Origin of the sequence: Rhodopseudomonas pentothenatexigens, from assembly GCF_900218015.1 — a bacterium.
GTDB classification, from domain to species: Bacteria; Pseudomonadota; Alphaproteobacteria; order Rhizobiales; family Xanthobacteraceae; genus Rhodopseudomonas; species Rhodopseudomonas pentothenatexigens.
On sequence record NZ_UFQQ01000013.1, the window covers coordinates 11,972 to 37,066 of the forward strand.

The 25,095-nt window shown below is 66.0% G+C and carries 27 protein-coding genes and 1 tRNA gene; 15 read left to right on the forward strand and 13 right to left on the reverse strand.

Features of this window, described 5'->3' with window-relative positions:
* Positions 1-47: 47 nt before the first annotated feature.
* Complete coding sequence (gene cpdR, locus DWA33_RS13625) at positions 48-407, forward strand: cell cycle two-component system response regulator CpdR (RefSeq protein ID WP_011156442.1); 360 nt, start codon at positions 48-50, stop codon at positions 405-407.
* An 84-nt stretch (positions 408-491) separates the two neighbouring features.
* A tRNA-Val gene (locus tag DWA33_RS13630) sits at positions 492-566 on the forward strand.
* Between the two features lie 98 nt (positions 567-664).
* On the opposite strand, the gene DWA33_RS13635 is transcribed toward DWA33_RS13630, so the two are convergent.
* Positions 665-1,288, reverse strand: coding sequence for a TetR/AcrR family transcriptional regulator (locus DWA33_RS13635; protein WP_114358630.1), 624 nt, complete (start codon positions 1,286-1,288; stop codon positions 665-667).
* Between the two features lie 232 nt (positions 1,289-1,520).
* On the opposite strand from DWA33_RS13635, the gene DWA33_RS13640 reads away from it, so the two are divergent.
* Genes DWA33_RS13640 through DWA33_RS13650 form a run of 3 tightly spaced genes read left to right on the forward strand, consistent with a single transcriptional unit; the run spans position 1,521 to position 5,370 of the window.
* Positions 1,521-2,057 (forward strand): (2Fe-2S)-binding protein, encoded by a 537-nt coding sequence (locus DWA33_RS13640; protein ID WP_114358631.1) that lies wholly within the window; start codon positions 1,521-1,523, stop codon positions 2,055-2,057.
* On the forward strand, positions 2,054-3,040 hold the full coding sequence (locus tag DWA33_RS13645) for an FAD binding domain-containing protein (RefSeq protein ID WP_114358632.1): 987 nt from the start codon (positions 2,054-2,056) through the stop codon (positions 3,038-3,040). Before DWA33_RS13640 ends, DWA33_RS13645 begins: the two co-directional genes overlap by 4 nt.
* Positions 3,041-3,081: 41 nt before the next feature.
* Positions 3,082-5,370 carry a xanthine dehydrogenase family protein molybdopterin-binding subunit gene (locus DWA33_RS13650; protein WP_208639121.1) on the forward strand — a complete coding sequence of 763 codons (2,289 nt, stop codon included), beginning with the start codon at positions 3,082-3,084 and terminating at the stop codon, positions 5,368-5,370.
* 103 nt (positions 5,371-5,473) lie between these two features.
* Here DWA33_RS13650 and DWA33_RS25230 read toward each other — a convergent pair whose 3' ends face one another.
* From DWA33_RS25230 to DWA33_RS13665, 3 genes are all read right to left on the reverse strand, one after another.
* The gene (locus tag DWA33_RS25230) at positions 5,474-5,623 is read right to left on the reverse strand and encodes a hypothetical protein (RefSeq protein WP_167443211.1); all 150 of its coding nucleotides are present in this window, start codon (positions 5,621-5,623) and stop codon (positions 5,474-5,476) included.
* 150 nt (positions 5,624-5,773) lie between these two features.
* On the reverse strand, positions 5,774-6,373 hold the full coding sequence (gene wrbA / locus DWA33_RS13655; RefSeq protein WP_114358634.1) for an NAD(P)H:quinone oxidoreductase: 600 nt from the start codon (positions 6,371-6,373) through the stop codon (positions 5,774-5,776).
* 169 nt (positions 6,374-6,542) lie between these two features.
* Complete coding sequence (locus DWA33_RS13665; protein ID WP_114358635.1) at positions 6,543-7,241, reverse strand: pirin family protein; 699 nt, start codon at positions 7,239-7,241, stop codon at positions 6,543-6,545.
* Between the two features lie 132 nt (positions 7,242-7,373).
* On the opposite strand from DWA33_RS13665, the gene DWA33_RS13670 reads away from it, so the two are divergent.
* Positions 7,374-8,297 carry a LysR family transcriptional regulator gene (locus DWA33_RS13670; RefSeq protein WP_114358636.1) on the forward strand — a complete coding sequence of 308 codons (924 nt, stop codon included), beginning with the start codon at positions 7,374-7,376 and terminating at the stop codon, positions 8,295-8,297.
* A gap of 14 nt (positions 8,298-8,311) precedes the next feature.
* Here the strand turns inward: DWA33_RS13670 and DWA33_RS13675 are convergent, their stop codons facing one another.
* Positions 8,312-9,145, reverse strand: coding sequence for a protein-disulfide reductase DsbD domain-containing protein (locus tag DWA33_RS13675; RefSeq protein ID WP_114358637.1), 834 nt, complete (start codon positions 9,143-9,145; stop codon positions 8,312-8,314).
* Positions 9,146-9,279: 134 nt separating this feature from the next.
* Here DWA33_RS13675 and DWA33_RS13680 point away from each other — a divergent pair, with 134 nt between their 5' ends.
* Positions 9,280-9,930, forward strand: coding sequence for a YqgE/AlgH family protein (locus tag DWA33_RS13680; protein ID WP_114358757.1), 651 nt, complete (start codon positions 9,280-9,282; stop codon positions 9,928-9,930).
* A 191-nt stretch (positions 9,931-10,121) separates the two neighbouring features.
* Here the strand turns inward: DWA33_RS13680 and DWA33_RS13685 are convergent, their stop codons facing one another.
* Together DWA33_RS13685 and DWA33_RS13690 are read right to left on the reverse strand one after the other, a co-directional pair.
* A complete protein-coding gene (locus DWA33_RS13685; RefSeq protein ID WP_167443212.1) occupies positions 10,122-13,001 on the reverse strand; it encodes an EAL domain-containing protein in 2,880 nt (959 codons plus the stop codon).
* A 121-nt stretch (positions 13,002-13,122) separates the two neighbouring features.
* A complete protein-coding gene (locus DWA33_RS13690; RefSeq protein WP_114358638.1) occupies positions 13,123-14,121 on the reverse strand; it encodes an NAD(P)H-quinone oxidoreductase in 999 nt (332 codons plus the stop codon).
* Between the two features lie 113 nt (positions 14,122-14,234).
* Here DWA33_RS13690 and DWA33_RS13695 point away from each other — a divergent pair, with 113 nt between their 5' ends.
* Complete coding sequence (locus DWA33_RS13695; protein ID WP_114358639.1) at positions 14,235-14,426, forward strand: DUF1192 domain-containing protein; 192 nt, start codon at positions 14,235-14,237, stop codon at positions 14,424-14,426.
* A gap of 416 nt (positions 14,427-14,842) precedes the next feature.
* Positions 14,843-15,352 carry a protease adaptor protein RcdA gene (gene rcdA / locus DWA33_RS13700; protein ID WP_114358759.1) on the forward strand — a complete coding sequence of 170 codons (510 nt, stop codon included), beginning with the start codon at positions 14,843-14,845 and terminating at the stop codon, positions 15,350-15,352.
* Between the two features lie 224 nt (positions 15,353-15,576).
* On the opposite strand, the gene rpmE is transcribed toward rcdA, so the two are convergent.
* Positions 15,577-15,804 carry a 50S ribosomal protein L31 gene (gene rpmE / locus DWA33_RS13705; RefSeq protein WP_011156453.1) on the reverse strand — a complete coding sequence of 76 codons (228 nt, stop codon included), beginning with the start codon at positions 15,802-15,804 and terminating at the stop codon, positions 15,577-15,579.
* A 197-nt stretch (positions 15,805-16,001) separates the two neighbouring features.
* On the opposite strand from rpmE, the gene DWA33_RS13710 reads away from it, so the two are divergent.
* On the forward strand, positions 16,002-17,906 hold the full coding sequence (locus DWA33_RS13710; protein ID WP_114358640.1) for an ABC transporter transmembrane domain-containing protein: 1,905 nt from the start codon (positions 16,002-16,004) through the stop codon (positions 17,904-17,906).
* Positions 17,907-18,050: 144 nt separating this feature from the next.
* Here DWA33_RS13710 and DWA33_RS13715 read toward each other — a convergent pair whose 3' ends face one another.
* The 3 genes from DWA33_RS13715 to DWA33_RS13725 form a co-directional block, all read right to left on the reverse strand.
* Positions 18,051-18,497 (reverse strand): GNAT family N-acetyltransferase, encoded by a 447-nt coding sequence (locus tag DWA33_RS13715; protein WP_114358760.1) that lies wholly within the window; start codon positions 18,495-18,497, stop codon positions 18,051-18,053.
* A 148-nt stretch (positions 18,498-18,645) separates the two neighbouring features.
* On the reverse strand, positions 18,646-19,671 hold the full coding sequence (locus DWA33_RS13720) for a peptidoglycan -binding protein (RefSeq protein WP_114358641.1): 1,026 nt from the start codon (positions 19,669-19,671) through the stop codon (positions 18,646-18,648).
* On the reverse strand, positions 19,671-20,690 hold the full coding sequence (locus tag DWA33_RS13725; protein WP_114358642.1) for a flagellar motor protein MotA: 1,020 nt from the start codon (positions 20,688-20,690) through the stop codon (positions 19,671-19,673). The genes DWA33_RS13720 and DWA33_RS13725 overlap by 1 nt, the downstream gene beginning before the upstream one ends.
* A gap of 184 nt (positions 20,691-20,874) precedes the next feature.
* On the opposite strand from DWA33_RS13725, the gene DWA33_RS13730 reads away from it, so the two are divergent.
* The 4 genes from DWA33_RS13730 to DWA33_RS13745 all read left to right on the forward strand — a co-directional run bounded on the left by DWA33_RS13730 (position 20,875) and on the right by DWA33_RS13745 (position 23,474).
* On the forward strand, positions 20,875-21,696 hold the full coding sequence (locus tag DWA33_RS13730; protein WP_114358761.1) for a DUF1295 domain-containing protein: 822 nt from the start codon (positions 20,875-20,877) through the stop codon (positions 21,694-21,696).
* Entirely contained in the window at positions 21,693-22,718 is a 1,026-nt protein-coding gene (locus DWA33_RS13735) for an SAM-dependent methyltransferase (protein ID WP_114358643.1), read from the forward strand. The genes DWA33_RS13730 and DWA33_RS13735 overlap by 4 nt, the downstream gene beginning before the upstream one ends.
* 282 nt (positions 22,719-23,000) lie before the next feature.
* Positions 23,001-23,192 (forward strand): hypothetical protein, encoded by a 192-nt coding sequence (locus tag DWA33_RS13740; protein ID WP_047309264.1) that lies wholly within the window; start codon positions 23,001-23,003, stop codon positions 23,190-23,192.
* An 87-nt stretch (positions 23,193-23,279) separates the two neighbouring features.
* Positions 23,280-23,474, forward strand: a complete 195-nt coding sequence (locus tag DWA33_RS13745; RefSeq protein ID WP_107343081.1) for a hypothetical protein — start codon at positions 23,280-23,282, stop codon at positions 23,472-23,474.
* 101 nt (positions 23,475-23,575) lie between these two features.
* Here the strand turns inward: DWA33_RS13745 and DWA33_RS13750 are convergent, their stop codons facing one another.
* Entirely contained in the window at positions 23,576-23,785 is a 210-nt protein-coding gene (locus DWA33_RS13750) for a helix-turn-helix domain-containing protein (protein ID WP_114358644.1), read from the reverse strand.
* A 3-nt stretch (positions 23,786-23,788) separates the two neighbouring features.
* A complete protein-coding gene (locus tag DWA33_RS13755; protein ID WP_114358645.1) occupies positions 23,789-24,367 on the reverse strand; it encodes a DUF2975 domain-containing protein in 579 nt (192 codons plus the stop codon).
* A 78-nt stretch (positions 24,368-24,445) separates the two neighbouring features.
* Between DWA33_RS13755 and DWA33_RS13760 the strand changes: the two genes are divergently transcribed.
* Positions 24,446-25,024: a hypothetical protein gene (locus DWA33_RS13760; protein WP_114358646.1), complete on the forward strand. Its 579-nt coding sequence runs from the start codon at positions 24,446-24,448 to the stop codon at positions 25,022-25,024.
* Positions 25,025-25,095 lie beyond the last annotated feature (71 nt).

Consider the following 25,095-nt stretch of genomic DNA (forward strand, 5'->3'; position numbering starts at 1 on the left):
AACTGGATCGATCGGTTCTCCTCGCCCGGATTTGAAGTTCCAGCCACATGCACAAGATTCTCCTCGCCGAAGACGACAACGACATGCGCCGCTTCCTGGTGAAGGCGTTGGAAAACGCCGGCTTCCAGGTTTCCTCGTTCGACAACGGCATGTCGGCCTACCAGCGGCTTCGCGAAGAGCCGTTCGAAATGCTGCTGACCGACATCGTGATGCCGGAGATGGATGGAATCGAGCTGGCGCGGCGCGCCTCCGAGCTCGATCCCGACATCAAGATCATGTTCATCACCGGGTTCGCCGCGGTCGCTCTGAATTCCGATTCGGACGCGCCGAAGAACGCCAAGGTCCTGGCCAAGCCGGTGCATCTGCGGGAATTGGTCAGCGAAGTGAACAAGATGCTTGCCGCCTGAGATTGGCGTCGAAATCCTGCTTTGGTGTCCTTGCCTGACCGGCCCAGAGCCGATATAGGGACGCCACCCGTGAAGACGATCTGAGGGCGCGTAGCTCAGCGGGAGAGCACCTCGTTGACATCGAGGGGGTCACAGGTTCGATCCCTGTCGCGCCCACCATTCCTCGGCGGATCGCTCCGCTTTCCTCCGTCACCTCACCTGCATCCGGTCCGCTCGTTTCGAAGCACCGTGCCCAGTTGGATCGATGCCATGGGCGGTCAATCGCCGGGCCGAGTCTCCTTGCCCGCCCCGTAGCGCAGGCCGTCGATCAGCAGCGCCACCATGCGGCCGGTATGCTCGGGATCGCCGCCGGGTGCCGAATTGCAGAGCTGGGCGACGGCCTTGAGCAGATCGAACGGGTCGACATCGCGGCGGATCTTGCCGGCCGCGCCAGCCGCATCGAGCAGGGATTGCAGCGCCGGGACCAGCCGCTGTTCGAAATAGGCCGGCAGGCTGTCATAGGCCGGATTGCCTGAATACAGCGCCGCCGCCAGACCGCGCTTGGTGGCGATGAAGTCGACATAGTGCTGCATCCAGTGCGTCAGCGCCTCGACCGGCGGATACTCCTGCGCCAGCGTCGTGGCTGCATCGGCGCAACAATCGACGCCGTTGCGAAACACCGCGACAATCAGATCCGACCGCTGCGGGAAGTGCCGATACAGCGTGCCGATCCCGACGCCGGCTTTCTCGGCGATGTCCCGCACCGGCGCATCCACGCCCGCCGTCGCGAACACCGCCCGGGCCGCCTCGAGCAGCGTCTTCAGATTGCGCTGCGCGTCCGCCCGGACCCGACGCGGCGCGCGGGCCGCGGAGGTGCCTTTCCGGGGCGGCTTTTCGGACACAAGAATACCTCTTGATAAACGGAACAACGTTCCGTATAAGGAGTTGCTGGTTCGTTATCTCATATCGAACCCCGCCGGGCTATCCGGCCTCGGCCAAACAACCAAACGCTCCGAACTAACCAGCCGCTCCGCGGTTAGCGAATTTTTCGTCTCACACACTTTCGTCCCGCACAACGTGCGCGCGAGCGTGGTCGTTTGCGCGCTGTTTTCACTTCGTTCCGAAGGAGGTCCCATGACCGCTGATCGCACTGTCGCGCCTGCCGCGGCGATCCGAATCAATGGAGTCGACTGTCCGGTCCCCGCCGATCCGAGAGTCTCGCTGCTCGACCTGCTGCGCGAAACCCTGAATCTCCACGGCACCAAGAAGGGCTGCAACCAGGGCGCCTGCGGCGCCTGCACGGTGCTGGTCGACGGCGAACGCATCGTGTCGTGTCTGTCGCTCGCCGTGCAGCACGCCGGCCGCAGCGTCACCACCATCGAGGGCCTCACGGACGAGGCGCGACTGCATCCGCTGCAGCAGGCCTTCATCGAACACGACGGCTTCCAGTGCGGCTACTGCACGCCGGGGCAGATCTGCTCGGCGGTCGGGATGGCGGCCGAGCTGAAGCGCGGCGTGCCGAGCCACGTCACCCGCGATCTCGCGGACGAGCACGTCGCGCCGAGCCACGACGAAATCCGCGAACGCATGAGCGGCAATCTATGCCGCTGCGGCGCGCACAACGGCATCATCGCGGCGATCCGCGACACCTATGCGGAGGCTGCGGAATGACTCCCTTTGAATATTCACGAGCCGGCGACATCGCCGACGCGGTGCGGCTCGGCGCCGCCACTCAGGCCAAATTTCTCGGCGGCGGCACCAATCTGGTCGACCTGATGCGCGAGACCATCGAGCGCCCGGCGGCGCTGGTCGATATCACCGGCCTGCCGGCGGAGATCACCGAGCGCGACGATGGCGGCCTCATCATCGGCGCGGCGGTGCGCAACACCGCGCTCGCAGAGCATCGCGCGGTGCGCCGGCGCTATCCGATGCTGTCGCGCGCGATCCTGGCGGGCGCCTCGGCGCAGATCCGCAACATGGCGACGGTCGGCGGCAATCTGCTGCAGCGGACACGTTGTACTTACTTTTACGACGACGCCGGCTCGCGCTGTAACAAGCGCAATCCGGGGCAGGGCTGCGACGCCATTGAAGGCTTCAACCGCAATCACGCCATCCTCGGCGCGTCGGAGGCCTGCGTGGCGACGCATCCGTCCGACATGTGCGTGGCGCTCGCCGCGCTCGACGCGGTGGTCCATGTCGAAGGGCACGCCGGGAAGCGGGCGCTGCCGTTTGGCGACTTCCATCGCCTGCCGGGCGACCGCCCGGATCAGGAGACAACGCTTCAGCCCGGCGAACTGATCACCGCGATCGAGCTGCCGTCGCAGCCGATCGCGGCGCGCTCGACCTATCGCAAGGTGCGCGACCGCTCGAGCTACGCGTTCGCGCTGGTCTCGGTCGCGGCCGCTCTCGAACTCGACGGCGGCAAGGTCAAGGACATCCGGCTCGCGCTCGGCGGCGTCGCGCACAAGCCGTGGCGGGCGCTGAAGGCCGAGCAGGCGCTACACGGCGGCGAGGCCACGGCGGATGCGTTCCGCGCCGCGGCCGAGGCGGAGCTCACCGATGCGGTCGCGTTGCGCGACAACGCCTTCAAGATCGAACTGGCCAAACGAACGATCACTGCCGTTCTCGGCGAACTCGCAGGAGATGCCCGATGAGCATCGTCAACGAAGCCAAACAAGCCGTGCGCGGCGCCGCGATGGATGTGATGGAGAAAGCCGTCGCGCTCGCACCCGACAGCTGGATGCCGGGCGGCGAGCCTGATCCCTTGATCCGCACCAAGCACGGCTCGATCGGCGCCTCGATCCCGCGGATCGACGGCCCGTTGAAAGTTCGCGGCGCCGCGCCGTTCGCGGCGGAGTTCGCGCTCGACGGCATGCTCTATGCGGCGCTGATGTTCAGCACCGTGCCGAAGGGCCGGATCGCCACGCTCGAAACGGCTGCGGCCGAAGCCGCCCCGGGCGTCGCGCTGGTGATGACTCATCGCAACGCGCCGCGGATGAAGCCGATGCCGCTGTTCATGACCGCCGAAAAGGCCGGCGGCGGCGACAATCTGCCGATCATGCAGGACGATCGCATCCACTGGAATGGCCAGCCGATCGCGGTCGTGCTGGCCGAGACGCAGGAGCAGGCCGATCACGCCGTATCGCTGATTCGTGCCACCTATGAGGCGGAAGCGGCGCTGACCAGTCTCGCCACCGCCAGAGCCAAGGGCACCGAGCCCGGCCTGTTCATGGGGCAGCCGCTCAAAGCCGAGAAGGGCGACGCCGAAGCGGCGTTCGCCAACGCGCCAGTCCGGGTCGATCGCCGCTACTCGACGCCGCGGCACAATCATAATGCGATCGAACCGCACGCCGCCACGGTGATGTGGCAGGGCGACAAACTGATCGTGCACGATGCCTCGCAGGCGGTGCAGCACACCGCGTGGTCGCTCGGGGATGTGTTCGGCATCGCCGAGGAGCAGGTCCACGTCACCTCGCCGTTCGTCGGCGGCGGCTTCGGCGGCAAATGTCTGTGGCAGCATCAGGTGCTGGGCGCGGCGGCTTCCAAGCTCGCCGGCCGGCCGGTGCGGATCGCGCTGTCGCGTGAGGGCGTGTACCGGATGATCGGCGGCCGCACCCTCACCGAGCAGCGCTTCGCGATAGGCGCCGAGCCGGATGGTCGCTTCGTTGCGCTGATCCACACCGGCGTCGCCCCGACGTCGCGACAGAACGCATTTCCCGAACCGTTCATCCTGCCGACGATGAGTAGTTACGGCTCGCCGAACATCAAGCTCGAGGTCGAGACCGTGCATCTCGACATGCTGGCCAACACCTTCATGCGGGCGCCGGGCGAGTCGGTCGGCACCTTCGCGATGGAATCGGCGATCGACGAGATGGCGGTGGCGCTCGGCATCGATCCGGTCGAGCTGCGCATCCTCAATCAGCCTACGGAAGATCCGCTGAAGGGCACGCCGTTTTCGTCGCGGCATATCGCCGAGGCATGGCGGGCCGGTGCCGAACGCTTCGGCTGGTCGAAACGGAATCCGACCGCCGCCAGTGTTCGCGATGGCGAGTGGCTGGTCGGCATGGGCTGCGCCACCGCGACCTATCCGTACCACCGCATGCCGGGCGGCGCGGCGCGCATCACCCTGACCCGCGACGGCGCCGTCAAGGTCGAGATCGCCGCGCATGAAATGGGGATGGGCACCGCGACCGCGCATACCCAGGTGGTGGCCGAACGGCTCGGGCTGTCGCGCGATCAGGTCACGTTTGCCTATGGCGACTCGATGTTCCCGGGCGTGGTGCTGGCGGGTGGCTCGCAGCAGACCGCGTCGATCGGCGCCTCGGTGATCGCGGCGCATCACGTGCTGATCAAGGAACTGCTCAAGCTCGCCGGCAACGACTCGCCGCTTGCCGGTCTCAGCGCCGAGGAGGTCGGTACTGTGAATGGCGGCCTTGCCAAGCTCGACGACACGTCGCGGCACGAGAGCTACGTGTCGATCCTGACGCGCTCGGGCCGCGACCATGTTTCGGCTGAAGGCAGCGCGTCGGCGCCGCTCGAAACCATGCACTGGTCGATGCATTCGTTCGGCGCGCTGTTCTGCGAGGTCGGCGTCAACAGCGTCACCGGCGAGACACGCGTCCGGCGCTTCCTCGGATCCTACGATTGCGGCCGCATCCTCAATCCGAAGACCGCGGCGAGTCAGTTCCGTGGCGGCATCATCATGGGCCTCGGCCTGGCGCTGATGGAGGAGACGCAGTTCGACGAGCGCAACGGCCGGATCATGAATCCGAGTCTGGCCGAGTATCACGTCCCGGTGCATCTCGACGTGCCGGAGATCGATGTGACGTGGACCGACATCCCCGATCCGCGCGCCCCGATGGGCGCCCGCGGCATCGGCGAGATCGGTATCACCGGCGTCGGCGCGGCGGTTGCCAACGCCGTGTTCAACGCCACCGGCAAGCGCATCCGCGATCTGCCGCTGACGCTCGACAAGCTGATGTGAGGTTACGGGGAGGGCGGGCCGTACATGCTGGCGGCCCGTTCATCACTCTGCGAGAAGGTGTTCCCCGGCCGGGGACCAACGTGCGTCGCGACCGCGTAAGGGATCAGTCCGCGTCGGGCGGGGGCGCGCCGGTGCAACTGCGGCACTGCCGCTTGCCATGGGTGGCGATGCTGAGGCTCTTGCACACCAATCGCTTGGCCATCGCCTGCAACGGGCTGCGCGCCAATTGAAGTATGAACACCATCTCGAGCATGTCGTCGTCTCCCCACTAGCAAGATGGAGATGGGGCGGAGGCGGGGCTCGCAGTAGTCCCGCTGCAGCGCAGCAGGCATGCGATACATGCAACTGCATTAAAACTGGCCGGATGGCGGCGGGGCGCGGTCCTGGCGCCCCGCCGTTCCGATCAGCCGTGCAGCTTGATCGCAGTCTCGGCGATGCTCTTGCCCTGGTAGCGCGCACCGGCGAGTTCGGTTTCGCTCGGCTGCCGCGAGCCGTCACCGCCGGTGATGGTGGTGGCGCCATAGGGCGCGCCGCCGGTGATCTGATCGAGCCGCATCTGGTCGCCGAAGCCGTAGTTGAGGCCGACCACCACCATGCCGAAATGCAGCAGGTTGGTGATGATCGAAAACAACGTGGTCTCCTGGCCGCCGTGCTGGGTCGCGGTCGAGGTGAAGGCGCCGCCGACCTTGCCGTTCAGCGCGCCGCGCGCCCACAGGCCGCCGGCCTGATCCAGGAAGTTGGACATCTGCGACGCCATGCGGCCGAACCGGGTGCCGGTGCCGACGACGATCGCGTCGTAATTGGCGAGATCCTCGATGGTCGCCACCGGCGCGGCCTGATCGAGCTTGTAGTGCGATGCCTTGGCGACCTCCGGCGGCACCAGCTCGGGCACGCGCTTGATGTCGACCTGGGCACCGGCCTCGCGCGCGCCTTCGGCGACCGCGTTGGCCATCGCTTCGATGTGGCCGTAGGCCGAGTAGTAAAGAACCAGAACCTTCGCCATGGATTCTCTCCGTTTGGTTGGTGATGGGGTGGGGGAGTTGAAATTGTTAGTAGGCCGTCATGGCCGGGCTTGACCCGGCCATCCATCTTTCTTCGCTACGACTCTTGCGCAGTAGGATGGATGCGCGGGTCAAGCCCGCGCATGACGTTGGTGACGAGAGACGGCTGCCTTACGCCGCGTCGACCAGCACCAGCTCGGCGTCTGCGAGCGCCGTGATGGTGAGCTTGGTCTCGCCGTGGATCGCGGCGCCGTCGCGCGCATTGACGTGCACACCGTTGACCTCGACGCTGCCGACGGCCGGCACGAGATAGAGGTGCCGCGCCTTGTCGGCGTCGTAGGTGGCGGTCTCGCCGGCCTTCAGCGTCGTCGCCAGCACCCGGGCGTCGGCGCGGATCGGCAACGCATCATTGTCGCCCGCGATGCCCGACGCGATGGTGACGAGCTTGCCGGAGCGGTTCGCCTTCGGGAACGGCTTGGAGCCCCAGGTCGGCTGGCCACCGCTCTGCGTCGGCTCGATCCAGATCTGGAAGATCCGGGTGGTCTCCGGTTCGAGGTTGTATTCGGAATGCCGGACGCCCGAACCCGCGCTCATCACCTGGACGTCGCCGGCTTCGGTGCGGCCCTTGTTGCCCAGTGAGTCCTGGTGGGTGATTGCGCCGTCGCGCACATAGGTAATGATCTCCATGTCGCGATGCGGATGCGGCGGGAAGCCGGTGTCCGGGGCGATCTCGTCGTCGTTCCAGACCCGCAAGGCGCCGTGGCCCATGTTGTTGGGGTCGTAATAGCTGGCGAACGAGAAGTGATGCTTGGCCTTGAGCCAGCCATGGTCGGCGCCGCCGAGCCGGTCGAAGGGGCGGAGTTCAATCATTGAAGCCTCCTGATGTGGGGCGCCGGGTTGGCGCCACTGACTTGCGTTGGCTCTTGAATAAGGACGACCAATCGTTTCATAAATAGAAATGATCGAAACACATTGTTTCTGAAATTAGGCTACAGCGGTACCATGACCAAGCTGCCGGACTTCGAAGCGCTGGCGATCTTCGCCAAAGTCGTGGAGCTGCGCTCGTTCGCGGCGGTGGCGGCCGAGTTGGCGCTGTCGAAGGCGACGGTGTCAAAGGCGGTGACCCGGCTGGAAACCCGGCTCGGCGCGCGGCTGTTCAACCGCACCTCGCGGCGGCTGGCGCTGACCGACGCCGGCCACCGGCTGTCCGAGCGCGCCGCGCAGCTTCTGGCGGACGGCGAGGCTGCCGAGGCCGAGGCGCTGGCGCAATCGGCGGTGCCGCGCGGCCTGGTGCGGCTGGCGGTGCCGATGACGTTCGGCGTCAAGGTGATCGCGCCGCTGCTGCCGGAGTTCTTCGCGGCCTATCCGGACGTGTCGATCGACCTGCATCTGTCGGACGCGATGGTCGATCTCATCGGCGATGGCTTCGACGCCGGCGTCCGGATCGCGACGCTGCCGGATTCCTCGCTGGTGGCGCGGCGGCTGTGCGCGATGCCGCGTTACACGGTGGCGTCGAAATCCTATCTGCAGGCGCACGGCCAGCCGACGCATCCGATGCATCTCGCCCAGCACCGCTGTCTCGGCTACGCCTATCTGTCGACGCCGAACACCTGGCACTACACTAACGATGCCGGCGATCAGGTCGCGGTGCGGCCGGGCGGGCCGCTGCGGGTCAACAACGGCGAGGCGCTACTGCCGTCGGTGATCGCCGGGCTCGGTATCGCCGATCTGCCGGAGTTCATCGTCGGTGATGCGATCGCGGCCGGCGAAGTCGAAGTGATCTTGGATGGCTGGCACCAGCGCGAGAGCGCGGTGCATCTGGTGACGCCGCCGGGCGGGCCGCGGCCGGCACGGGTCGAGGTGCTGTCGGAATTCCTCGCCGATCGGCTCGGACGTCTCGGCCGCAAGCGGCGGAGCGCGCGCTGATCGGCGCGTCCGAATTACTCGAGCGTGACGTTGACCTCGTAGGCCTTGTCGGGGCCGACCAGCGTGAACTTCAGCACCGCGCCAGTTGCCTGCGCGCCGGGCGGCAATCCGTCGAGCACGAAGCCGAAGCGGCGAATGTCCGGCGACGTTCCCTTGATTTCCTTGGGCACCGGCAGCGCCCAGTCCGGCGTCGGGCCTTCGACGAACAGGCTGACCTTGACGCCGGTCGGTGCGACGACGTCGACTTCGACGTCCTTGTCACCTTTGCGGACAACGTCGCGGATCGTCACAGGGCCGGCGTCGCCGACGCTGGCCGGGACGGGAACGGTATCGAGCGCCGCCGCAAGCGCACCGTCCTGGGTCGAGGCGACGCTGGCGAACGACAGCTCCGGGGCGGCCTGAACCGGGACGCACAATTTGTCGCACACCGCGTAATCCACCGTGGCGCGCAGCGTCACCGGCTTGTCGGCATGTTTGGTCACGATGCGCAGCGGCAGAACCACCTGGCCCTTGTAGCCCAGCGAAATGCCGCCGGCGCCATCGGGAAACGCCTGCGGCGCAGGCCACAGGATCGTCACCGCCTCGACGTTTTCGGACTTCGAGAAATCGAATCGCGGCGGCACGCCGGAATCTCCCGGGGTGCGCCAATACGTCTTCCAGCCCGGCTGCAACTGGAAAGCGATCCCACCCAGCAGCACGGCGCCGCTGCGCGATCCGGCCAGCAGCCGAACGGCGGAGTGCTGATCGCTGACCCAGGGCGACACGTCGTCGGCGCGCGCACCGCAGGCGGAGGCTGCAAGAACGGCGGCGGCGAACACAGCGGCTCGGGACGGAACGATTGCGGTCATCCGGCGTATCTAGAGTTTGCGCGAGGCCGGGGCCACTGAAATGGCGGTGAAAGCGCGACTATTCGGCGGCCCGAGATTGATTGACAGGATCGGCACCCGATATCAGGATGATGGTGCAACGCGAGGATCCCCTGATGGAGACTGCATCCAAAAGGCCGAAGTCCGGCGCAGCCAAGAAGCCCGCCGCCAAGGCGCGCGGCGATGGGCCGAGCTATCTTGACGGCCAGCTCCTGATCGCGATGCCGGTGATGGAAGACGAGCGGTTTGCGCGCTCGGTGATCTACATCTGCGCGCATTCATCGGAGGGCGCCATGGGGATCATCGTCAATCGCCCGGCCGGCAGCATCGATTTCCCAGAACTGCTGGTGCAGCTCGACATCGTCGAGAAGCCCGAACAGATCAAGCTCCCCGATCACGCCGAGTCCATGAAGGTGCTGAGAGGCGGACCGGTCGAGACCGGCCGCGGATTCGTGCTGCATTCGAGTGACTTCTTCATCAAGGACGCCACCTTGCCGATCGATGACGGCATTTGTCTGACCGCCACCGTGGACATCCTCAAGGCGATCGCCGGCGGCACCGGCCCCAAGCACGCCATTCTGGCGCTCGGCTATGCCGGCTGGGCGCCCGGCCAGCTCGAAAACGAAATCCAGGAAAACGGCTGGCTGCATTGCGACGCCGACGCCGACCTGATCTTCGGCGACGACATCGAAGACAAATACGACCGCGCGCTGCACAAGCTCGGCATCGAGCCGGGCATGCTGTCGGCGGAGGCAGGGCACGCGTAGCACTGACGTCATCGCCCGCGCATGCGGGCGACCCAGTATTCCAGGGCCGCCCTTACTCCATCGCGAACTCACCGCCGTACTGGATCGCCCGCGTACGCGGGCGATGACGTGGGTGTTTCGGGAGGGTGTGGCGGGCTACAAGCCGCCACGATTTGCCATGCGCCGCGTGCTGAGCTGACAGCGTAGTCGCTTCAGCTCGCCGCTTCCAGGCGCTGTTCTTCGGTCAGCAGCTTCATCGCCGCATCCACATCCATCGGTTCGCCGAACGCGAAGCCCTGGGCGTATTCGCAGCCGAGCTGATACAGCTCCACCGCATCCGAATCGGTTTCGGCGCCCTCCGCCACCACGTCCATGCCGAGGTCGTGCGCCAGCGCGATGATCGACTTCAGGATCACCGGGCGGGTGCCGCGGCTGGTGGTGCGGACGAACGACTGATCGATCTTGATGGTGTCGAACGGGAAGCGCTGCAGATAGCTCAGCGACGAATGGCCGGTGCCGAAATCGTCGAGCGACAGCCCGACGCCCAGTTCGCGGATCCGGTGCAGCATCTGGGCGGCGTGCTCGGGATTCTCCATCACCAGCGACTCGGTGAGCTCCAGCTTGAGCGTGCCGCGCGCCACCGACGAACGCGACGTCACGGTGCGGATGTCGTGCAGCAGATCGTGGCGCAGCAGCTGCCGCGACGACACGTTGACCGAGGCGAAGATCGGCTCGCGTGCGCGCATCGCCCGCTGCCATACCGACAGCTGTTTGGCGGTCTGGTCGAGCACGAAGGTACCCAGTTCGACGATCAGCCCGATTTCCTCGGCGATCGAGATGAACTCGCTCGGCGACATCCGGCCGAGTTTGGGATGATCCCAGCGCGCCAAGGCTTCGAAGCCGGCGATCGAGCGGTCTTCGAGCCGCACGATCGGCTGATACAGGATGGTGATTTCCTTGCGCTCGATCGCCCGGCGCAATTCGGATTCCAGCGTCAGCCGGTCCGACTTCCGAGCTCGCATCGCCGGCTTGTAGACGTCGATGCGGTCGCCGCCGATCCGCTTGGAGTGATACATCGCCAGCTCGGCGTCCTTGATGATCTCGTCGGACAGCTGGGTCTGCGGGTCGGACAGCGCGAGGCCGATCGAGGCGGTGAGGAAGATCTCGCGCTCGTTGAACGCGATCGGCGCCTTGATGGTCTTGCGGATGGTCTCGGCGAAGGCGGTGATCTTGGCCGGGTCCTGCTCGGACAGCAGGATCAGCCCGAATTGATCGCCGGCGATCCGCGCCAGCGTGTCCTGCGGCTTGAGGATGCGGCTGAGCCGGCGCGCCAGCGTCAGCAGGATCGAATCGCCGACCGCGATGCCGACGGAATCGTTGACCTGCTTGAAACGGTCGAGGTCGATCACCATCAGGGTCGGCCGCAAGTTCGGCATGGTCTTGGCGAAATTCGCCACTGCGCCGAGCCGGTCGATGAACAGTTTGCGATTGGGCAGGCCGGTGAGATTGTCGTGGACGCTGTCGTGCAGCATCCGCTCTTCGGCGTTCTTGATCTCGGTGACGTCGGTCAGGGTGCCGACCACCCGGGTGACTTCGCCGTCGGTGCCGACCACCGGCCGCGCCTTCAGCGAGAACCACATGAAGTGGCCGTCCGGAGTGCGCAGCCGGAAATCCTGGGTCAGCCGGCCGCGGCGCTGGTCGAGCACCGAGTCGAGCGCGGCGCGGAAGCGGTCCTGATCGAGCGGGTGCAGCACTTCGAGCCAGCTCGCCGCCGACCCTTCCAGCGCGCCACGCTTCAGGCCGAGCAGCGCTTCGGTCTCAGGGCTGGTGAACACCTTGTCGGCCGAGACGTCCCAGTCCCAGATCAGGTCGCCGGAGCCGATCAGCGCCAGTGCCCGGCGCTCGACGTCGGAGATCACCCCGCCGGTAGCGCCGCCGCCCGCAAAAGCGTGCTGCATCACGGTGAAGCCGATCAGCATCACGATCAGCACCAGGCCGCCGAGCAACGCCGGACCGACGATATCGTTGGTGACGGTGCCGGCCACCGCCATGCCGGAGGCCACCACCCACACCACCAGCAGGAACCAGGTCGGGATCAGCAGCACGGCGCGGTCGAAACCGTGGGTCGACAGATAGAGGATCAGCGCAAAGCCCGCGAAGGCGATCAGCACCAGCGAAATGCGTGCAATTCCTGACGCGACCGCCGGGTCGAACAGCGCCAGCGCCACAAGCGAGCCGAGAAAGGCGAGCCAACCCAGCGTGATGTGCGAATAGCGGACGTGCCAGCGACTGAGATTGAGATAGGCAAACAGGAACACCAGGAGCGTCGCGGCGAGGATCGCCTCGCCGGAGGCGCGCCACACCCGCTCTGCGCCGGACGACATGTCCAGCACCTTGCCCCAGAAGCCGAAATCGATCCCGATATAGACCAGCACCGCCCAAGCCAGCGCGGCCGCCGCCGGGAACATGATGCTGCCCTTGACCACGAACAGGATCGTCAGCACCAGCGCCAGCAGGCCGGAGATGCCGATCACGATGCCCTGGTACAGCGTGAACGAGTTGACCTTGTCCTTGTAGGCCTCCGGCTCCCACAGATAGAGCTGCGGCAGCTTGTCGGTGCGCAGTTCGGCCACGAAGGTGATCACCGAGCCGGGATCGAGGGTGATGCGGAAGATGTCGGCGGTCGGGCCTTCCTGCCGTTCGGGACGGTCGCCGGTCGACGGCGTGATGGTGGCGATCCGCGACATGCCGAGGTCGGGCCACAGCAGCCCGGAGCCGACCATCCGGTAGTGCGGCGCCACAATCAGCCGATCGAGCTGATCGTCGGAGTTGTTGGCGAGCGCGAACACCACCCAGTTCTGGCCGCCCTCTCGGGCGCGCACCTCGACGCGGCGGACGATGCCGTCATTGCCCGGAGCGGTGGAAATCTGAACCCGGTCATTGTCGCTGTGCAGATGCTCGAGCACGCCGGTCAGATCGATCGCCGGCGCGTCGCTACGGACGCTGACGGCGTCGAGCGCGTGGGCCTGCGGGGCAGCCGCAATCATCATCACGCCCAGCGCCAGCAGCGCGAGGCATCTGATCAGACGCAAGTCGGTTCTCCGCGTTCACACTGGCCCTGACGGCGCGGCCCCGCACGCCGTGAGCAATCGATAGATGACACGAAAGCACGTGAAAACATAGACTTTACAGCGAGCCTCGGACTTGCCCCACTCACACCGTCAACACAATTTTGCCAATATGTTGGCTGGTTTCCATCCGCCGGTGAGCATCGGCGGCGTCGCGCAGCGCAAAGGTGCCGTCGATCAGCGGCTTGATCCTTCCCTGATCGAGCAGTGGTATCACCTCGCGTTCGATCGCCGCGACCATTGCGGCTTTGTCGGCGTTGGAGCGTGGCCGCAAGGTCGAGCCGGTGTGATGCAGCCGCTTGGTCATCAGCTTGGCGAAATTGACGTTGGCCTTTGCGCCGCCAAGAAATGCGATCTGCACGATGCGGCCGTCGAACGCGGCGGCGTCGTAGTTGCGCTCGATGTAATCGCCGCCGACCATGTCGAGGATTACGTCGGCGCCGTTGCCGTCGGTCGCTTCCTTCACTGCGGCGACGAAGTCCTCGGTCTTGTAGTTGATCGCCCGGGAGGCACCGAGCTTCAGGCAGGCCTCGGCCTTGTCCTGGGAGCCGACCGTGGCGATCACTTTGGCGCCGCGCGCGACCGCCAGTTGGATCGCCATCGTACCAATGCCGGACGAGCCGCCGTGCACCAGCAGCGTTTCGCCGGATCTCAGCCCGCCGCGCTCGAACACGTTGTGCCACACCGTCATCAGCGTCTCTGGCGTGGCGCCGGCTTCGATCAACGAAAAGGCCGCCGGCACCTTCATGGCCTGGGCGTCCTGGGCGATGCAGTATTCCGCGTAACCGCCGCCGGCTACCAGTGACATCACCTGGTCGCCGAGCTTGTGCCGGGTCGCGCCGTCGCCGAGCGCCACCACCGTTCCGGCGATCTCCAGCCCGGGAAGATCGCTCGCACCCGGCGGCGGCGGATAGGAACCGGAGCGCTGCGCCACGTCGGGCCGATTGACGCCGGCCGCCGAGACCTTGACCAGGATTTCCCCCGGGCCGGGCTTCGGCACGTCGCGTGTTTCGGGTATCAGCACCTCGGGACCGCCGGGCTTGCTGATGCCGACCACGGTCATTTGCGAAGGGATCGGTTCCATGGTTTTTCCTTGGCTGGCGGAGCGGGCGGGTGTCATCTGCCGGAACAGGCTGTGATTAGACAGCCGGAGCTCGGCTGGCAACCGCAGCGGATCACGAACGGGCGAGGACCACGATGGCGATCGAGGACGACGACAAGCCGAGGATCAAGACCAGCCACGAGATCGGGCAGGATCTGTCGCTGCTCTCGGTGGAAGAACTGAGTGCCCGGGTCGCACTGCTCAAGGCGGAGATCGCCAGGCTGGAAACCGCGCTGACGATGAAGCGGGCGACGCGCGAGGCCGCCGACCGGATCTTCAAGAGCTGAACGCCGAGGCGCGGCCAGCGGCGCTGTCCCATCTCGGGACACCCGCGGTCGCCGCCGGCATGGCAAATCGACCGTAAACAAATCCGCTCATTTACGCGCGATTAAGCTTTCCCGCGTATTACTGTGGATGTCCATCTTTGGACCGAGTGGCTCCTGTCCACTCTGTTTTGACGCCTCCCTGTTATCAACTTAAAAGCCGCCGGAAACGGCGGCTCTTTTTTGGCCTCGGTATCGTCCGCAGTGCCGGCGTCACGCTTTGGTCATTGACCGCCACAATGCTGTCTCTGAAGCTGCGTTAACCTTTGTACGCGGGTCCGCTGGACTCTGGACAACGGCGGCGTAATGATTTGTTCATCATAAGCCGGTGCGTAGCTTCGCGACCCGGCACAAGTATCCGGTAGTGTGAGGCGTTGATCATGTCTGATGTCGCGCAGGGCGAATCTGCCTTGGTGGTGCTCAGCGAGCGGCTGACCAGTTCGGCAGCGTTCACGGCTCTGTTTCGGGAGGGCATGGATCTGGTCGAGGAGACCGCCGCCTATCTCGACGGCGCCGGTCGCGCCGAGGCCAAGCTGCTCGATCGGGCGGTGAGCCTGACCTACGCTACTGAAAGCATGCGGCTCACGACCCGCCTGATGCAACTCGCCTCCTGGCTGCTGCTGCATCGCGCGGTCAAGGAAGGCGAGATGACGCTGATCCAGGCCAACCGCGAAAAGACCAAGGTCAAGCTGTCCGCCGCCGATCCGGGCGCGCCGGACGTTCTGGAACGGCTGCCCGAACAGCTGCAGTCGCTGATCGCCCGGTCGATGAGCCTGCAAAGCCGGATTCGCCGGCTCGACTCCACCATGCACACTCCGCCGGAGCCGCCGGCGCTCGGCAACCCGCTGGTGCCGCAGCTCAATATGCTGAAGGCGGCGTTTGAGAACTGACGTCTCTGACGTCGATCAGATTTGAAGCGGCTGTGGCCGGGCTCGTCCCGGCCATTGGCATTTTGGGGGCTTGGCTGAGATGCCGAACGCCCGAAGCCGGCGGCGAATTGATCCGCAGATCCAAAGGACCACCAACACAAAGGTCCACCAATGCACAACGCCCCGCGCGAGCGGGGCGTTCGACGTATCGGATCTTGAAGAAGCGGCGAACAGCCGGCGCCGGCTCAATCCTTCTTGAGAAAGCCCGAGAACTTCTTCTGGAAGCGCGACACACGGCCGCCGCGGTCGAGCACCTGCTGGGTGCCGCCGGTCCACGCCGGATGCGACTTCGGGTCGATGTCGAGGTTCAGCTTGTCGCCTTCCTTGCCCCAGGTCGACCGCGTCTGGTACTCGGTCCCGTCGGTCATGACGACGGTAATGGTATGATAGTCCGGGTGAATTTCGGTCTTCATGGGTAATCCCTTGCGCTCGCCGGCGCCTGCATCGCGATGATTTCGGGCGAATTTGCCGGGCTCTATATCCCAGCCGCGCCGCCTGCACAAGGCACAGCACACGATCCGGTGACCGGGCTGTACCGGATTTGCCAGCCGCAGCGATTGCGGCCTATGTGGTGCCGGCTGAAGCGTTTTCATCGATTTGGCAGTTCCGAATGAAGGCACCGAACAAACCGCAGAGCTCCAATTCCGACGCGTCGGCGATCAGTCTGTCGCTGGATGCGATCGCGGCGACCGAGAATGTCGGGCCGCGCACCGGCACGTTGCGGGCCGATGCGGATCCGAGCCAGGTCGAGGAAGTTGCTGCCGTCGTCAAGCGCAGCCGGCTGCGGCCGCTGCTGTCGCTGATGCCTTACGTGGCGCGCTATCGCGGCCGCGCCACGCTGGCGTTGATCGCGCTGATCGTCGCGGCCGCGACCACGCTGGTGGTGCCGATCGCGGTCCGCCGGCTGATCGATTTCGGATTCAGCGCCGAAGGCGTCGAACTGATCAACGGCTATTTCAGCGTGATGCTCGTCGTGGTGGTGGTGCTGGCGATCGCCAGTGCGGCTCGCTATTACCTGGTGATGACGATCGGCGAGCGGATCGTCGCCGACGTCCGGCGCGACGTGTTCCGGCATCTCACCGCGCTGTCGCCGGCGTTCTTCGATTCCGCGCGCAGCGGGGAGCTGATCTCGCGGCTGACCGCCGACACCACCCAGATCAAATCCGCGGTCGGCGCTTCGGTGTCGATCGCGCTGCGCAACATGCTGCTGTTCGTCGGCGCGATCTCGATGATGGTGGTGTCGAGTCCGCGATTGAGCGGCTTCGTGCTGGCGGCGATTCCGCTGATCGTGATCCCGCTGGTGGCGTTCGGACGCTGGGTGCGACGGCTGTCGCGCAACGCGCAGGATACGCTCGCCGACGCCTCCGCCTACGCAGCCGAACTGGTCGGGGCGATCCGCACCGTGCAGGCCTACACCAACGAGCGCGTAGCCAATGCGCGGTTCGGCGGCGCGGTCGAACAGTCCTACGAGGCGGCGCGCAGCTCGACCGCGGCGCGGGCACTGCTCACCGCGATCATCATCTTCATCGTGTTCGCCAGCGTGGTGGCGATCCTGTGGGTCGGCTCGCACGATGTCGCCACCGGCATCATGACGCCGGGCCGGCTCGGCCAGTTCATCCTGTACGCCGTGTTCGCCGCCTCCAGCCTCGGCCAGCTCAGCGAGGTGTGGGGCGAAGTCTCGGCGGCCTCCGGCGCGGCCGAGCGGCTGTTCGAAATCCTGCGGGTGAAGCCGGAGATCGCGGCGCCGGCGCAGCCGAAGGCGCTGCCGATGCCGGTGCGCGGCGAGGTGGTGTTCGACAATGTCAGCTTCACCTATCCGACCCGCCCGGATTTCCGGGCGCTGGACGGATTGTCGCTGAGCATTCGCGCGGGAGAAAAGGTCGCGATCGTCGGTCCCTCCGGCGCCGGCAAGAGCACGCTGTTTCACCTGCTGCTGCGGTTCTACGATCCGAGTTCGGGGACGATTTCGCTCGACGGCGTCGCCATCAACGCTGCCGATCCGCAGGCGGTGCGCGAACGGATCGCGCTGGTGCCGCAGGATTCGGTGGTGTTCGCTGCGTCCGCCCGCGACAATATCCGGTTCGGCCGCGACGAGGCCAGCGAGCTCGAGGTCGAGCGCGCCGCGCAGCAGGCCCACGCCACCGAGTTCATTTCCCGTCTGCCGGAAGGCTTCGACACCAAGCTCGGCGAGCGCGGCGTGACGCTGTCCGGTGGCCAGCGCCAGCGCATCGCCATCGCCCGCGCGATCCTGCGCGACGCGCCGCTGCTGCTGCTCGACGAAGCGACCTCGTCGCTCGACGCCGAAAGCGAAGTGCTGGTGCAGACCGCCCTGCAGCAGTTGATGCGCGACCGCACCACGCTGGTGATCGCCCATCGTCTCGCCACCGTGCTGTCGTGCGACCGCATCGTGGTGATGGAGCACGGCCGCATCGTCGAACAGGGCACCCACGCCCAACTCGTCGCCCGCGGCGGCCTCTACGCGCGCCTCGCCAAGCTGCAGTTCGAGGCCGCGTAGGTTCGCCTCATCAACGCCGTCATCGCCCGCGCAGGCGGGCGATCCAGTAGCCCCGAGCCTTTCACTCTCAGAGCAATTTTTCGGAGTACTGGATCCTCCGCATTCGCGGAGGATGACTACCGTGCTGGTTGAACAGACAACACGCTAAGCCGGCCGCCACAGCATGTTCAGCACCGGACGGCCGGAACTGTTCAGCTCCTCGCCGGTGACCGCGAAGCCATTGCGGCGGTAGAACTTGATGGCGCGGTAGTTGTCGGCGTTGACCTTGAGGGTCACCTCAGCGGGGGAGCGGCGCTTGGCTTCGTCCACCAGCGCCTCGGCGACACCCCATCCCCAGTGTTCCGGTTCGACCACCAGCTGGTCGAGATAGCCGGCCGCATCGATGGTGACGAAGCCGATCAGCGCGCGGTCCTGCGCGGCGACGATAATCGCCGCCTGCGGCACCAATTCGGTGCGCCAACGCTCGCGCCACCACTCGACACGTTTGGTGAAGTCGATCGCCGGGTAGGCGAGCTGCCAGGTCCGCAGCCACAGCGCGATCGCGGGGGCTTCGTCGGCTTCGGTGTAGGGGCGGAGGGTGAAGCTGGGCATCGCCGTCACCAAGTGCCGTCATTCCGGGGCCGGCGCAGCGCAGCTGCGCGCGAACCCGGAATCTGACACGGGCACCGATCGAGATTCCGGGTTCGCCGCTTCGCGGCGCCCCGGAATGACCAACGAGGGGGCGACGACAAGAACAACTTCAACGCTCCGTCAGCTTCAATTCGATGCGGCGGTTGCGCTTGTAGGCGTCTTCGGAGTCGGCGGTGTCGAGCGGCTGGAATTCGGCAAAGCCGGCGGCGACCAGGCGCTGGGCCGGGACGCCGAGCGAGATCAGATACTGCACCACCGAGATGGCGCGGGCGCTCGACAGCTCCCAGTTGGACTTGAAGGCGCCGGTGATCGGCCGCTTGTCGGTGTGGCCGTCGACCCGCACCACCCACGGCAGCTCGGCCGGGATCTTCTTGTCGAGCTCCTTCAGTGCCTCGGCCACCTTGTCGAGCTCGGCGCGGCCTTCCGGCAGCAGCAGCGCCTGGCCGGTATCGAAAAACACTTCGGACTGGAACACGAAGCGGTCGCCGACGATGCGGATGTCGGGCCGGTCGCCGAGGATGGCGCGCAGCCGGCCAAAGAACTCCGAGCGGTAGCGCGACAGCTCCTGCACCCGCTGCGCCAGCGCGACGTTCAGGCGCTGGCCGAGATCGGCGATTCTGTTCTGGGACTCCTTGCCGCGCCTTTCGGATGCGTCGAGCGCTTCTTCGAGGGCGGCGAGCTGGCGGCGCAGCGCGGCGATCTGCTGATTCAGCACCTCGACCTGCGCCAGCGCGCGGGCCGAGATCTGCTTTTCCGAATCCAGCGCCTTGCCCAATTCGCCGGCGCGTCCGGCGGCGTCGTTGCCGGCGCCGGCGAGGCCGTCATACAGGCCCTTGACCCGGTCGCGCTCGCTCTCGGCCGCCGACAGCCCGGCGCGCATCTGCGCGAGCTGTTCTTCGAGATTGAGCTTGCCGAGCTTCTCCAGCGACAGGATGTCGTTGAGCTGGGCGATTTTGGCGTTCAGCTCCTGCAGCGCCTTGTCCTTGCCGGTGACCTCCTGTGACAGGAAGAATTGCACCACCAGAAACACCGTGAGCAGGAACACGATGCCGAGAATCAGCGTCGACAGCGCATCGACGAAGCCGGGCCAGTAATTGAAGCCGGTCTCCTGCCGGCGACCGCGGGCGAGCGCCATCAGCTCTTCTCCGGCTCGCGCACGCTCTTCTCCGGCTGGCGAACCAGCTCGGTCAGCAGCTCCTTGATCTCGCGGTTCTGCTCGCCCTGGGCGTCGGCCCATTCGCGGATCATCTGCTGCTCGTTGCGCATGTGCGCCACCAGGCTTTGGATCGCGTTGGCGAGGTTGGCCATCGCGGCGGTGGTGGCGCGGTTGGCGCCGCCGTCCTCCAGCGTCAGCCGCAGCCGCTCCAGGGCGGCCTGCAGGTCGGCGCTGCCCGCGAGCGCGCCATCGCCCGCCGAACTGCGCACAGTCGAGGCCAGCCAGTCTTCGAGGTCGGTGTAGAACCGGTTCTGGGCCTGACTGGATTGTAGATCGAGGAAGCCGAGGATCAGCGAGCCGGCGAGGCCGAACAGCGACGACGAGAACGAGATGCCCATGCCGCCGAGCGGGGCGGCGAGACCTTCCTTCAGCGTGTCGAACAGCGAGCCGGCATCGCCGGTGACCTTCAGATTGCCGATCACCCCGCCGATCGAGCCGACGGTCTCGATCAGGCCCCAGAAGGTGCCGAGCAGGCCGAGGAACACCAGCAGCCCGGTCATGTAGCGCGAGATGTCGCGGGCTTCGTCGAGCCTGGTGGCGATCGAGTCGAGAAGATGCCGCATCGTCTGCGGCGAGATCGCGATCCGCCCGGAGCGCTCGCCGCCGAGGATCGCCGCCATCGGCGCCAGCAGGCTGGGCCGCTGGTCGAGCGCCAGCCCGGGATCGTTGATGCGGAAATTGTTGACCCAGGCGACCTCGGGATACAGCCGGATCACCTGGCGGAAGGCCAGCGCGATGCCGATCACCAGCACCGCGCAGATCAGGCCGTTGAGGCCCGGATTGGCCATAAATGCGGCCAGCACCTGCTTGTACAGCACCACCACGATCAGCGCGCACAGCACCAGGAACACCAGCATCCGCACCAGGAAGATTCGCGGCGACGACAGCTTGTCGAGTTCGATCTCCATCGCGTGGCGCGGGGAAGGGCCTGAAGCCATCGTCGGTTCTGTCTCCGGTTTGCCGGAAGCGGCTGTTTCACCCAATATGGCACAGCACGGCGCGGAAGGAAGCCGTTGCGGCGGTTATCCGCCGCCCGCGTGGGTCGGAACCCGAATCCGAAACCCCGCTGCGGCCCCAGACGTATCTGCCGTCTCAGCATGGCAGTCGAACGACGGGTGGATGATGACGAGTGTGTATCTCGGGGCGCTGGCAGGGATCGCGGTGGCGCTGGCGGTGCTGATGGCGGGCGCCTGGCTGGTGCAGCAGCGGACCGGCAATTCCGGATGGGTCGACACCATCTGGACGTTCTCGCTCGGGCTCACCGGCGCGGCCTCGGCGCTGGTGCCGATCGACGGCGCGCCGGACGCGCGGCAATGGCTGGTGGCGGTGCTGGTGGCGGCGTGGTCGCTGCGGCTCGGATCGCACATCGCGGCGCGCACCCGGCACATCACCGACGATCCGCGCTACGCCGCCTATGCGGCGCAATGGGGCGCGGACGCGCCGAAGAAGATGTTCCTCTTCCTGCAGAACCAGGCCTATGGCACGATTCCACTGGTGTTCGCGATCTTCGTCGCGGCCCATGCGCCGGCAGGCGGCCTGCGGCTGCAGGACTATCTCGGGGTGCTGATCCTGATCGTCGGCATCGCCGGCGAAGGGCTGGCCGACTCCCAGCTCAAGGCGTTCCGCGAAGATCCGGCCAACAAGGGCAAGGTTTGCGACGCCGGGCTGTGGGGCTGGTCGCGGCATCCGAACTACTTCTTCCAGTGGTTCGGCTGGCTGGCCTATCCGGTGATCGCGATCCCGTTCGCCGAGCCGCTGTCCTATGTCTGGGGCTATGCCGCACTGCTGGCGCCGCTGTTCATGTACTGGATCCTGGTGTACGTCACCGGCATTCCGCCGCTCGAAGAACAGATGCTGAAATCGCGCGGCGAACGCTATCGCGACTATCAGGCCAGGACCTCGATGTTCTTCCCGCTGCCGCCGCGGCGCTCCGGCGCATCATGAACGCACTCGCCTCGCTGATCGACTTCGCCGAGCGGGTGCCGATGCCGGATGCGGTGATCCGCGCCGGCATCCGTATGCTGTGCGCGCGGACTGCCGCCAAGATGGCGCAGGGCAATCCGGCGACCGACGCCGCTTTCGCGCAGGCGATGGCCGAACGTGCGGTGGCCGAGCATACCGACGCCGCCAACGCCCAGCATTACGAGGTTCCGGCGGCGTTCTTCGGCAAGGTGCTCGGGCCGCACCGCAAATACTCGTCCTGCTTCTATCGCGATGCCGAAACCAGCCTGGCGCAGGCCGAGGCGGAGGCGCTGCGGCTCACGATGGAGCACGCCGATCTGCGCGACGGCCAGTCGATCCTCGAGCTCGGCTGCGGCTGGGGCTCGCTGTCGCTGGCAATGGCCGAGCGCTTTCCCTATGCGCGGATCCAGTCGGTGTCGAACTCGACATCGCAGCGCGAGTACATCGAAGCGCAGGCCGCCGCGCGGCGGCTGATGAATCTGCGCGTCGTCACCTGCGACATGAACGCGTTCGAACCCCACGACACATTCGACCGGGTCGTCTCGGTCGAAATGTTCGAGCACATGATGAACTGGCGCAAGCTGATGACCTGGATTCGCGGCTGGCTGAAGCCGGGCGGGCTGTTCTTCATGCACATCTTCAGCCATCGCCGCGGCGCTTATCTGTTCGATCGTTCCGATCGCGCCGACTGGATCGCGCAGCATTTCTTCACCGGAGGGGTGATGCCGAGCCATCGGCTGATCCTGCAATATGCCGATCTGTTCACGATCGACGAGCAGTGGCGCTGGAGCGGCCGTCACTACCAGCGCACGGCCGAAGATTGGCTGGTCAATTTCGATCGTCACCGCGGCGAGATCGAAACTATCCTGCGGCCGGTCTATGGTGACGACACCGCGCTGTGGATGCGGCGTTGGCGCTGGTTCTTCCTCGCCACTTCCGGGCTGTTCGGCTACGCCGATGGTGACGAGTGGGGCGTCAGTCATTACCGCCTGAAGCCGGCCTGACGGCGCGGTCGAGGGGCGCGACGTGTTGTCGCTCTGCGCGTACTGCACAGCTCTCGGCACGCCGGTCCCGGTCGGGAGCGAATCGCCGCGATGAAGTCACAACACGGTGAGTAAAGCCGCCCGGATCGCTCCAAGGGGCGCCAAATCCCGTTTAATAAACAGCTAACTACATGGAACTAATCAGTTCTTGGTTGTAGCGGCGGCCCGGCAAAATTGATCCGGCGCAATGCGGTCAGCGGTACTTTCCCTAGTTTTGCCTTCGACGAAAGCAGGAGGTGTAACGTGTTTCTGGATTCTGTCGGATCGCTGGTGTTGTTCCTGACGTGCGCCGTCGGCCCTGCGTTGATCGCGTATCTGGTGGTGGACGACCTGTGGCGGAAGGCGACCCAGCGTGCCCAACCGCAGCCGCCGGCTCCGGTGGTGACTGCGAAGCAGCCTGCGAAGCGTAGCGGCTGGTTCGCGTGGGCTAACTGAGTTCTCCGAGCCGAGTCTCGCGTTCAAGACGGGCGCACCCGCCGTCAAGCCTAACGGGTGCTCATCGCAAACAGTGAGGAAAGAGCCTTGACCATTGTTGCATTGATCGCAGCGATCTACGGGCTGGTCGGCCTGATCGGTCTGGTGGCCTTGATCATCGGCGGCCGCGAGGTCGTGGCGCAGAACGCGCACTGGAAGCGCTTCGACGACGCCCACTATTGGGACGAAGCGGCGGAAGACTGGCGGCCGCACGAGCACGCCTCGCGTCCGGCGACCGCCTGATCGAAAGGCGATCTGTCCAGCGCCGATTGCGGCGCCGACTTGAAAATTCGAAGGGCCGGCATCTGCATCGCGCAGCTGCCGGCCCTTTCTCTTGTTCGACGCTACTTGTCCTCGACATATTCGAGAATGTCGCCGGGCTGGCAGCCGAGCGCCGCGCAGATCCGCTCCAGCGTCTCGAACCGGATGCCCTTCACTTTTCCTGATTTGAGCAACGATACGTTCTGCTCGGTGATGCCGATGTGCTCGGCGAGTTCCTTCGAGCGCATCTTGCGCCGCGCCAGCATCACGTCGAGATTGACCACGATTGCCATCGATCAGACGAAGCTCGCATTCTCGTCGGCGAGCCGCGTCGCCTCGCGCATCACCGTGGCGACCGCGATCAGCACGCCGCCGACGATCACCGAGACGTAGTCATTGCTCGAGAGGGTCAGCACCAGCATCCGCTGCCCTGGCGGATTGCCGAGCGACAGCGCCAGCGCCAATGCCGTTGCGGTGATCGGGCCGAGCGCGCCCTGCGCCAAAACTGCGATGCCGAAGCGCTGCAGGTGGGTTGCGGCCGTGGCGGTGAAGACCTGGCCGCGCGCGAACTCGCCGAACAGCGCTCGCACATTCAACAGTCCCCACAGCATCACCGCGATCGGCACGGCGATGATGATTGCTGCCAGCGCCTGATTGCCGGCATCGAGCGGCAGCCGATTGCCGATGTCGCCGAGCTTCGCCAGCAGCAGATTGCGTGCCCAGCTCGGCACCACGAAGGCAGCGCCGACCAGCGCGACGATCAGCACGATTCCGACCGTCGTCACCCAGCCCATCGCCCGTGACAGCCGGACCAACCTGGCGGCCGCCGGATCAGCCAGTCCAAGCGGGGAGCCAGCGGATGTTCGTGCTTGCATTGGGAAGCTCCATCATCTATTTCGAGATGAAATTATCGTAAAACGATAATTTATCATCGTCAAGATAGGATAAGCGTCATGCGCTTCCCAGTTTCGTTCAAGCTCGTTGCCGCCGCCATCGTTCTCGGCGCCCTGACCGCCTGCAGCTCCGTTCCGGTCACCTCCATGCTCAAGCTGGCGCGTACCGATCTGTCGGCGACGGATCCGGCGGCGCTGCGGATTGCCGTGCGGCTGCCGCATGGGCTGCGGCCACGCCGCGTCACGCTGCGCGTCACCGTCGCGGTCGGCGCAGAGAAAACCGAGCAGGCGTTCGTGTTGGCCGATCTGGACGATCCCGGCGAACTGTTGTCGCTGGCCGGCGAAGTGACGAACGACACCAAGATCTACGCCTTCCGGATGGCGCCCGAGGACGTGCCGCGGCTGCTCGCCGTCCGCGACCAAATGGGGGCCCATAAGGCGAAGGGCGAGCGCGGCTCGCTGACGATTGGGGTCGGCGCCGAAGCGTGCCGCATCGGCACGCTCCCGGCCAAAACGTTGGTTACGACCTATCTGAAGACCGAACGCACCGGCGATTTCTTCCCGCTGACCAGGGATGTGGACCTGCGGAAGGACGTGCCGAAGGAGGCCGCCCCTGAACGGATTCCGCTTTGCGGCTAACGCGCGTGCGGCCCACCTCTCCCCGCGCGCGGGGAGAGGTCGACCGGCGAAGCCGGGCGGGTGAGGGGGCG

Excerpts from the sequence above, each read along its gene's own strand:
- DWA33_RS13750 (WP_114358644.1), bottom strand. The coding sequence starts at position 23,785 with ATGGCAATCGTGGTCAATCTCGACGTGATGCTGGCGCGGCGCAAGATG.
- DWA33_RS13715 (WP_114358760.1), bottom strand. The coding sequence starts at position 18,497 with ATGCCCAGCTTCACCCTCCGCCCCTACACCGAAGCCGACGAAGCCCCC.
- DWA33_RS13670 (WP_114358636.1), top strand. The coding sequence starts at position 7,374 with ATGACCAAGCTGCCGGACTTCGAAGCGCTGGCGATCTTCGCCAAAGTC.
- DWA33_RS13725 (WP_114358642.1), bottom strand. The coding sequence starts at position 20,690 with ATGGCTTCAGGCCCTTCCCCGCGCCACGCGATGGAGATCGAACTCGAC.
- DWA33_RS13730 (WP_114358761.1), top strand. The coding sequence starts at position 20,875 with ATGACGAGTGTGTATCTCGGGGCGCTGGCAGGGATCGCGGTGGCGCTG.
- DWA33_RS25230 (WP_167443211.1), bottom strand. The coding sequence starts at position 5,623 with ATGCTCGAGATGGTGTTCATACTTCAATTGGCGCGCAGCCCGTTGCAG.
- DWA33_RS13675 (WP_114358637.1), bottom strand. The coding sequence starts at position 9,145 with ATGACCGCAATCGTTCCGTCCCGAGCCGCTGTGTTCGCCGCCGCCGTT.
- DWA33_RS13640 (WP_114358631.1), top strand. The coding sequence starts at position 1,521 with ATGACCGCTGATCGCACTGTCGCGCCTGCCGCGGCGATCCGAATCAAT.
- cpdR (WP_011156442.1), top strand. The coding sequence starts at position 48 with ATGCACAAGATTCTCCTCGCCGAAGACGACAACGACATGCGCCGCTTC.
- DWA33_RS13690 (WP_114358638.1), bottom strand. The coding sequence starts at position 14,121 with ATGGAACCGATCCCTTCGCAAATGACCGTGGTCGGCATCAGCAAGCCC.
- DWA33_RS13710 (WP_114358640.1), top strand. The coding sequence starts at position 16,002 with ATGAAGGCACCGAACAAACCGCAGAGCTCCAATTCCGACGCGTCGGCG.
- DWA33_RS13720 (WP_114358641.1), bottom strand. The coding sequence starts at position 19,671 with ATGGCGCTCGCCCGCGGTCGCCGGCAGGAGACCGGCTTCAATTACTGG.
- DWA33_RS13695 (WP_114358639.1), top strand. The coding sequence starts at position 14,235 with ATGGCGATCGAGGACGACGACAAGCCGAGGATCAAGACCAGCCACGAG.
- DWA33_RS13755 (WP_114358645.1), bottom strand. The coding sequence starts at position 24,367 with ATGCAAGCACGAACATCCGCTGGCTCCCCGCTTGGACTGGCTGATCCG.
- DWA33_RS13760 (WP_114358646.1), top strand. The coding sequence starts at position 24,446 with ATGCGCTTCCCAGTTTCGTTCAAGCTCGTTGCCGCCGCCATCGTTCTC.
- wrbA (WP_114358634.1), bottom strand. The coding sequence starts at position 6,373 with ATGGCGAAGGTTCTGGTTCTTTACTACTCGGCCTACGGCCACATCGAA.
- rcdA (WP_114358759.1), top strand. The coding sequence starts at position 14,843 with ATGTCTGATGTCGCGCAGGGCGAATCTGCCTTGGTGGTGCTCAGCGAG.
- DWA33_RS13680 (WP_114358757.1), top strand. The coding sequence starts at position 9,280 with ATGGAGACTGCATCCAAAAGGCCGAAGTCCGGCGCAGCCAAGAAGCCC.
- DWA33_RS13735 (WP_114358643.1), top strand. The coding sequence starts at position 21,693 with ATGAACGCACTCGCCTCGCTGATCGACTTCGCCGAGCGGGTGCCGATG.
- DWA33_RS13645 (WP_114358632.1), top strand. The coding sequence starts at position 2,054 with ATGACTCCCTTTGAATATTCACGAGCCGGCGACATCGCCGACGCGGTG.
- DWA33_RS13650 (WP_208639121.1), top strand. The coding sequence starts at position 3,082 with ATGGATGTGATGGAGAAAGCCGTCGCGCTCGCACCCGACAGCTGGATG.
- rpmE (WP_011156453.1), bottom strand. The coding sequence starts at position 15,804 with ATGAAGACCGAAATTCACCCGGACTATCATACCATTACCGTCGTCATG.
- DWA33_RS13665 (WP_114358635.1), bottom strand. The coding sequence starts at position 7,241 with ATGATTGAACTCCGCCCCTTCGACCGGCTCGGCGGCGCCGACCATGGC.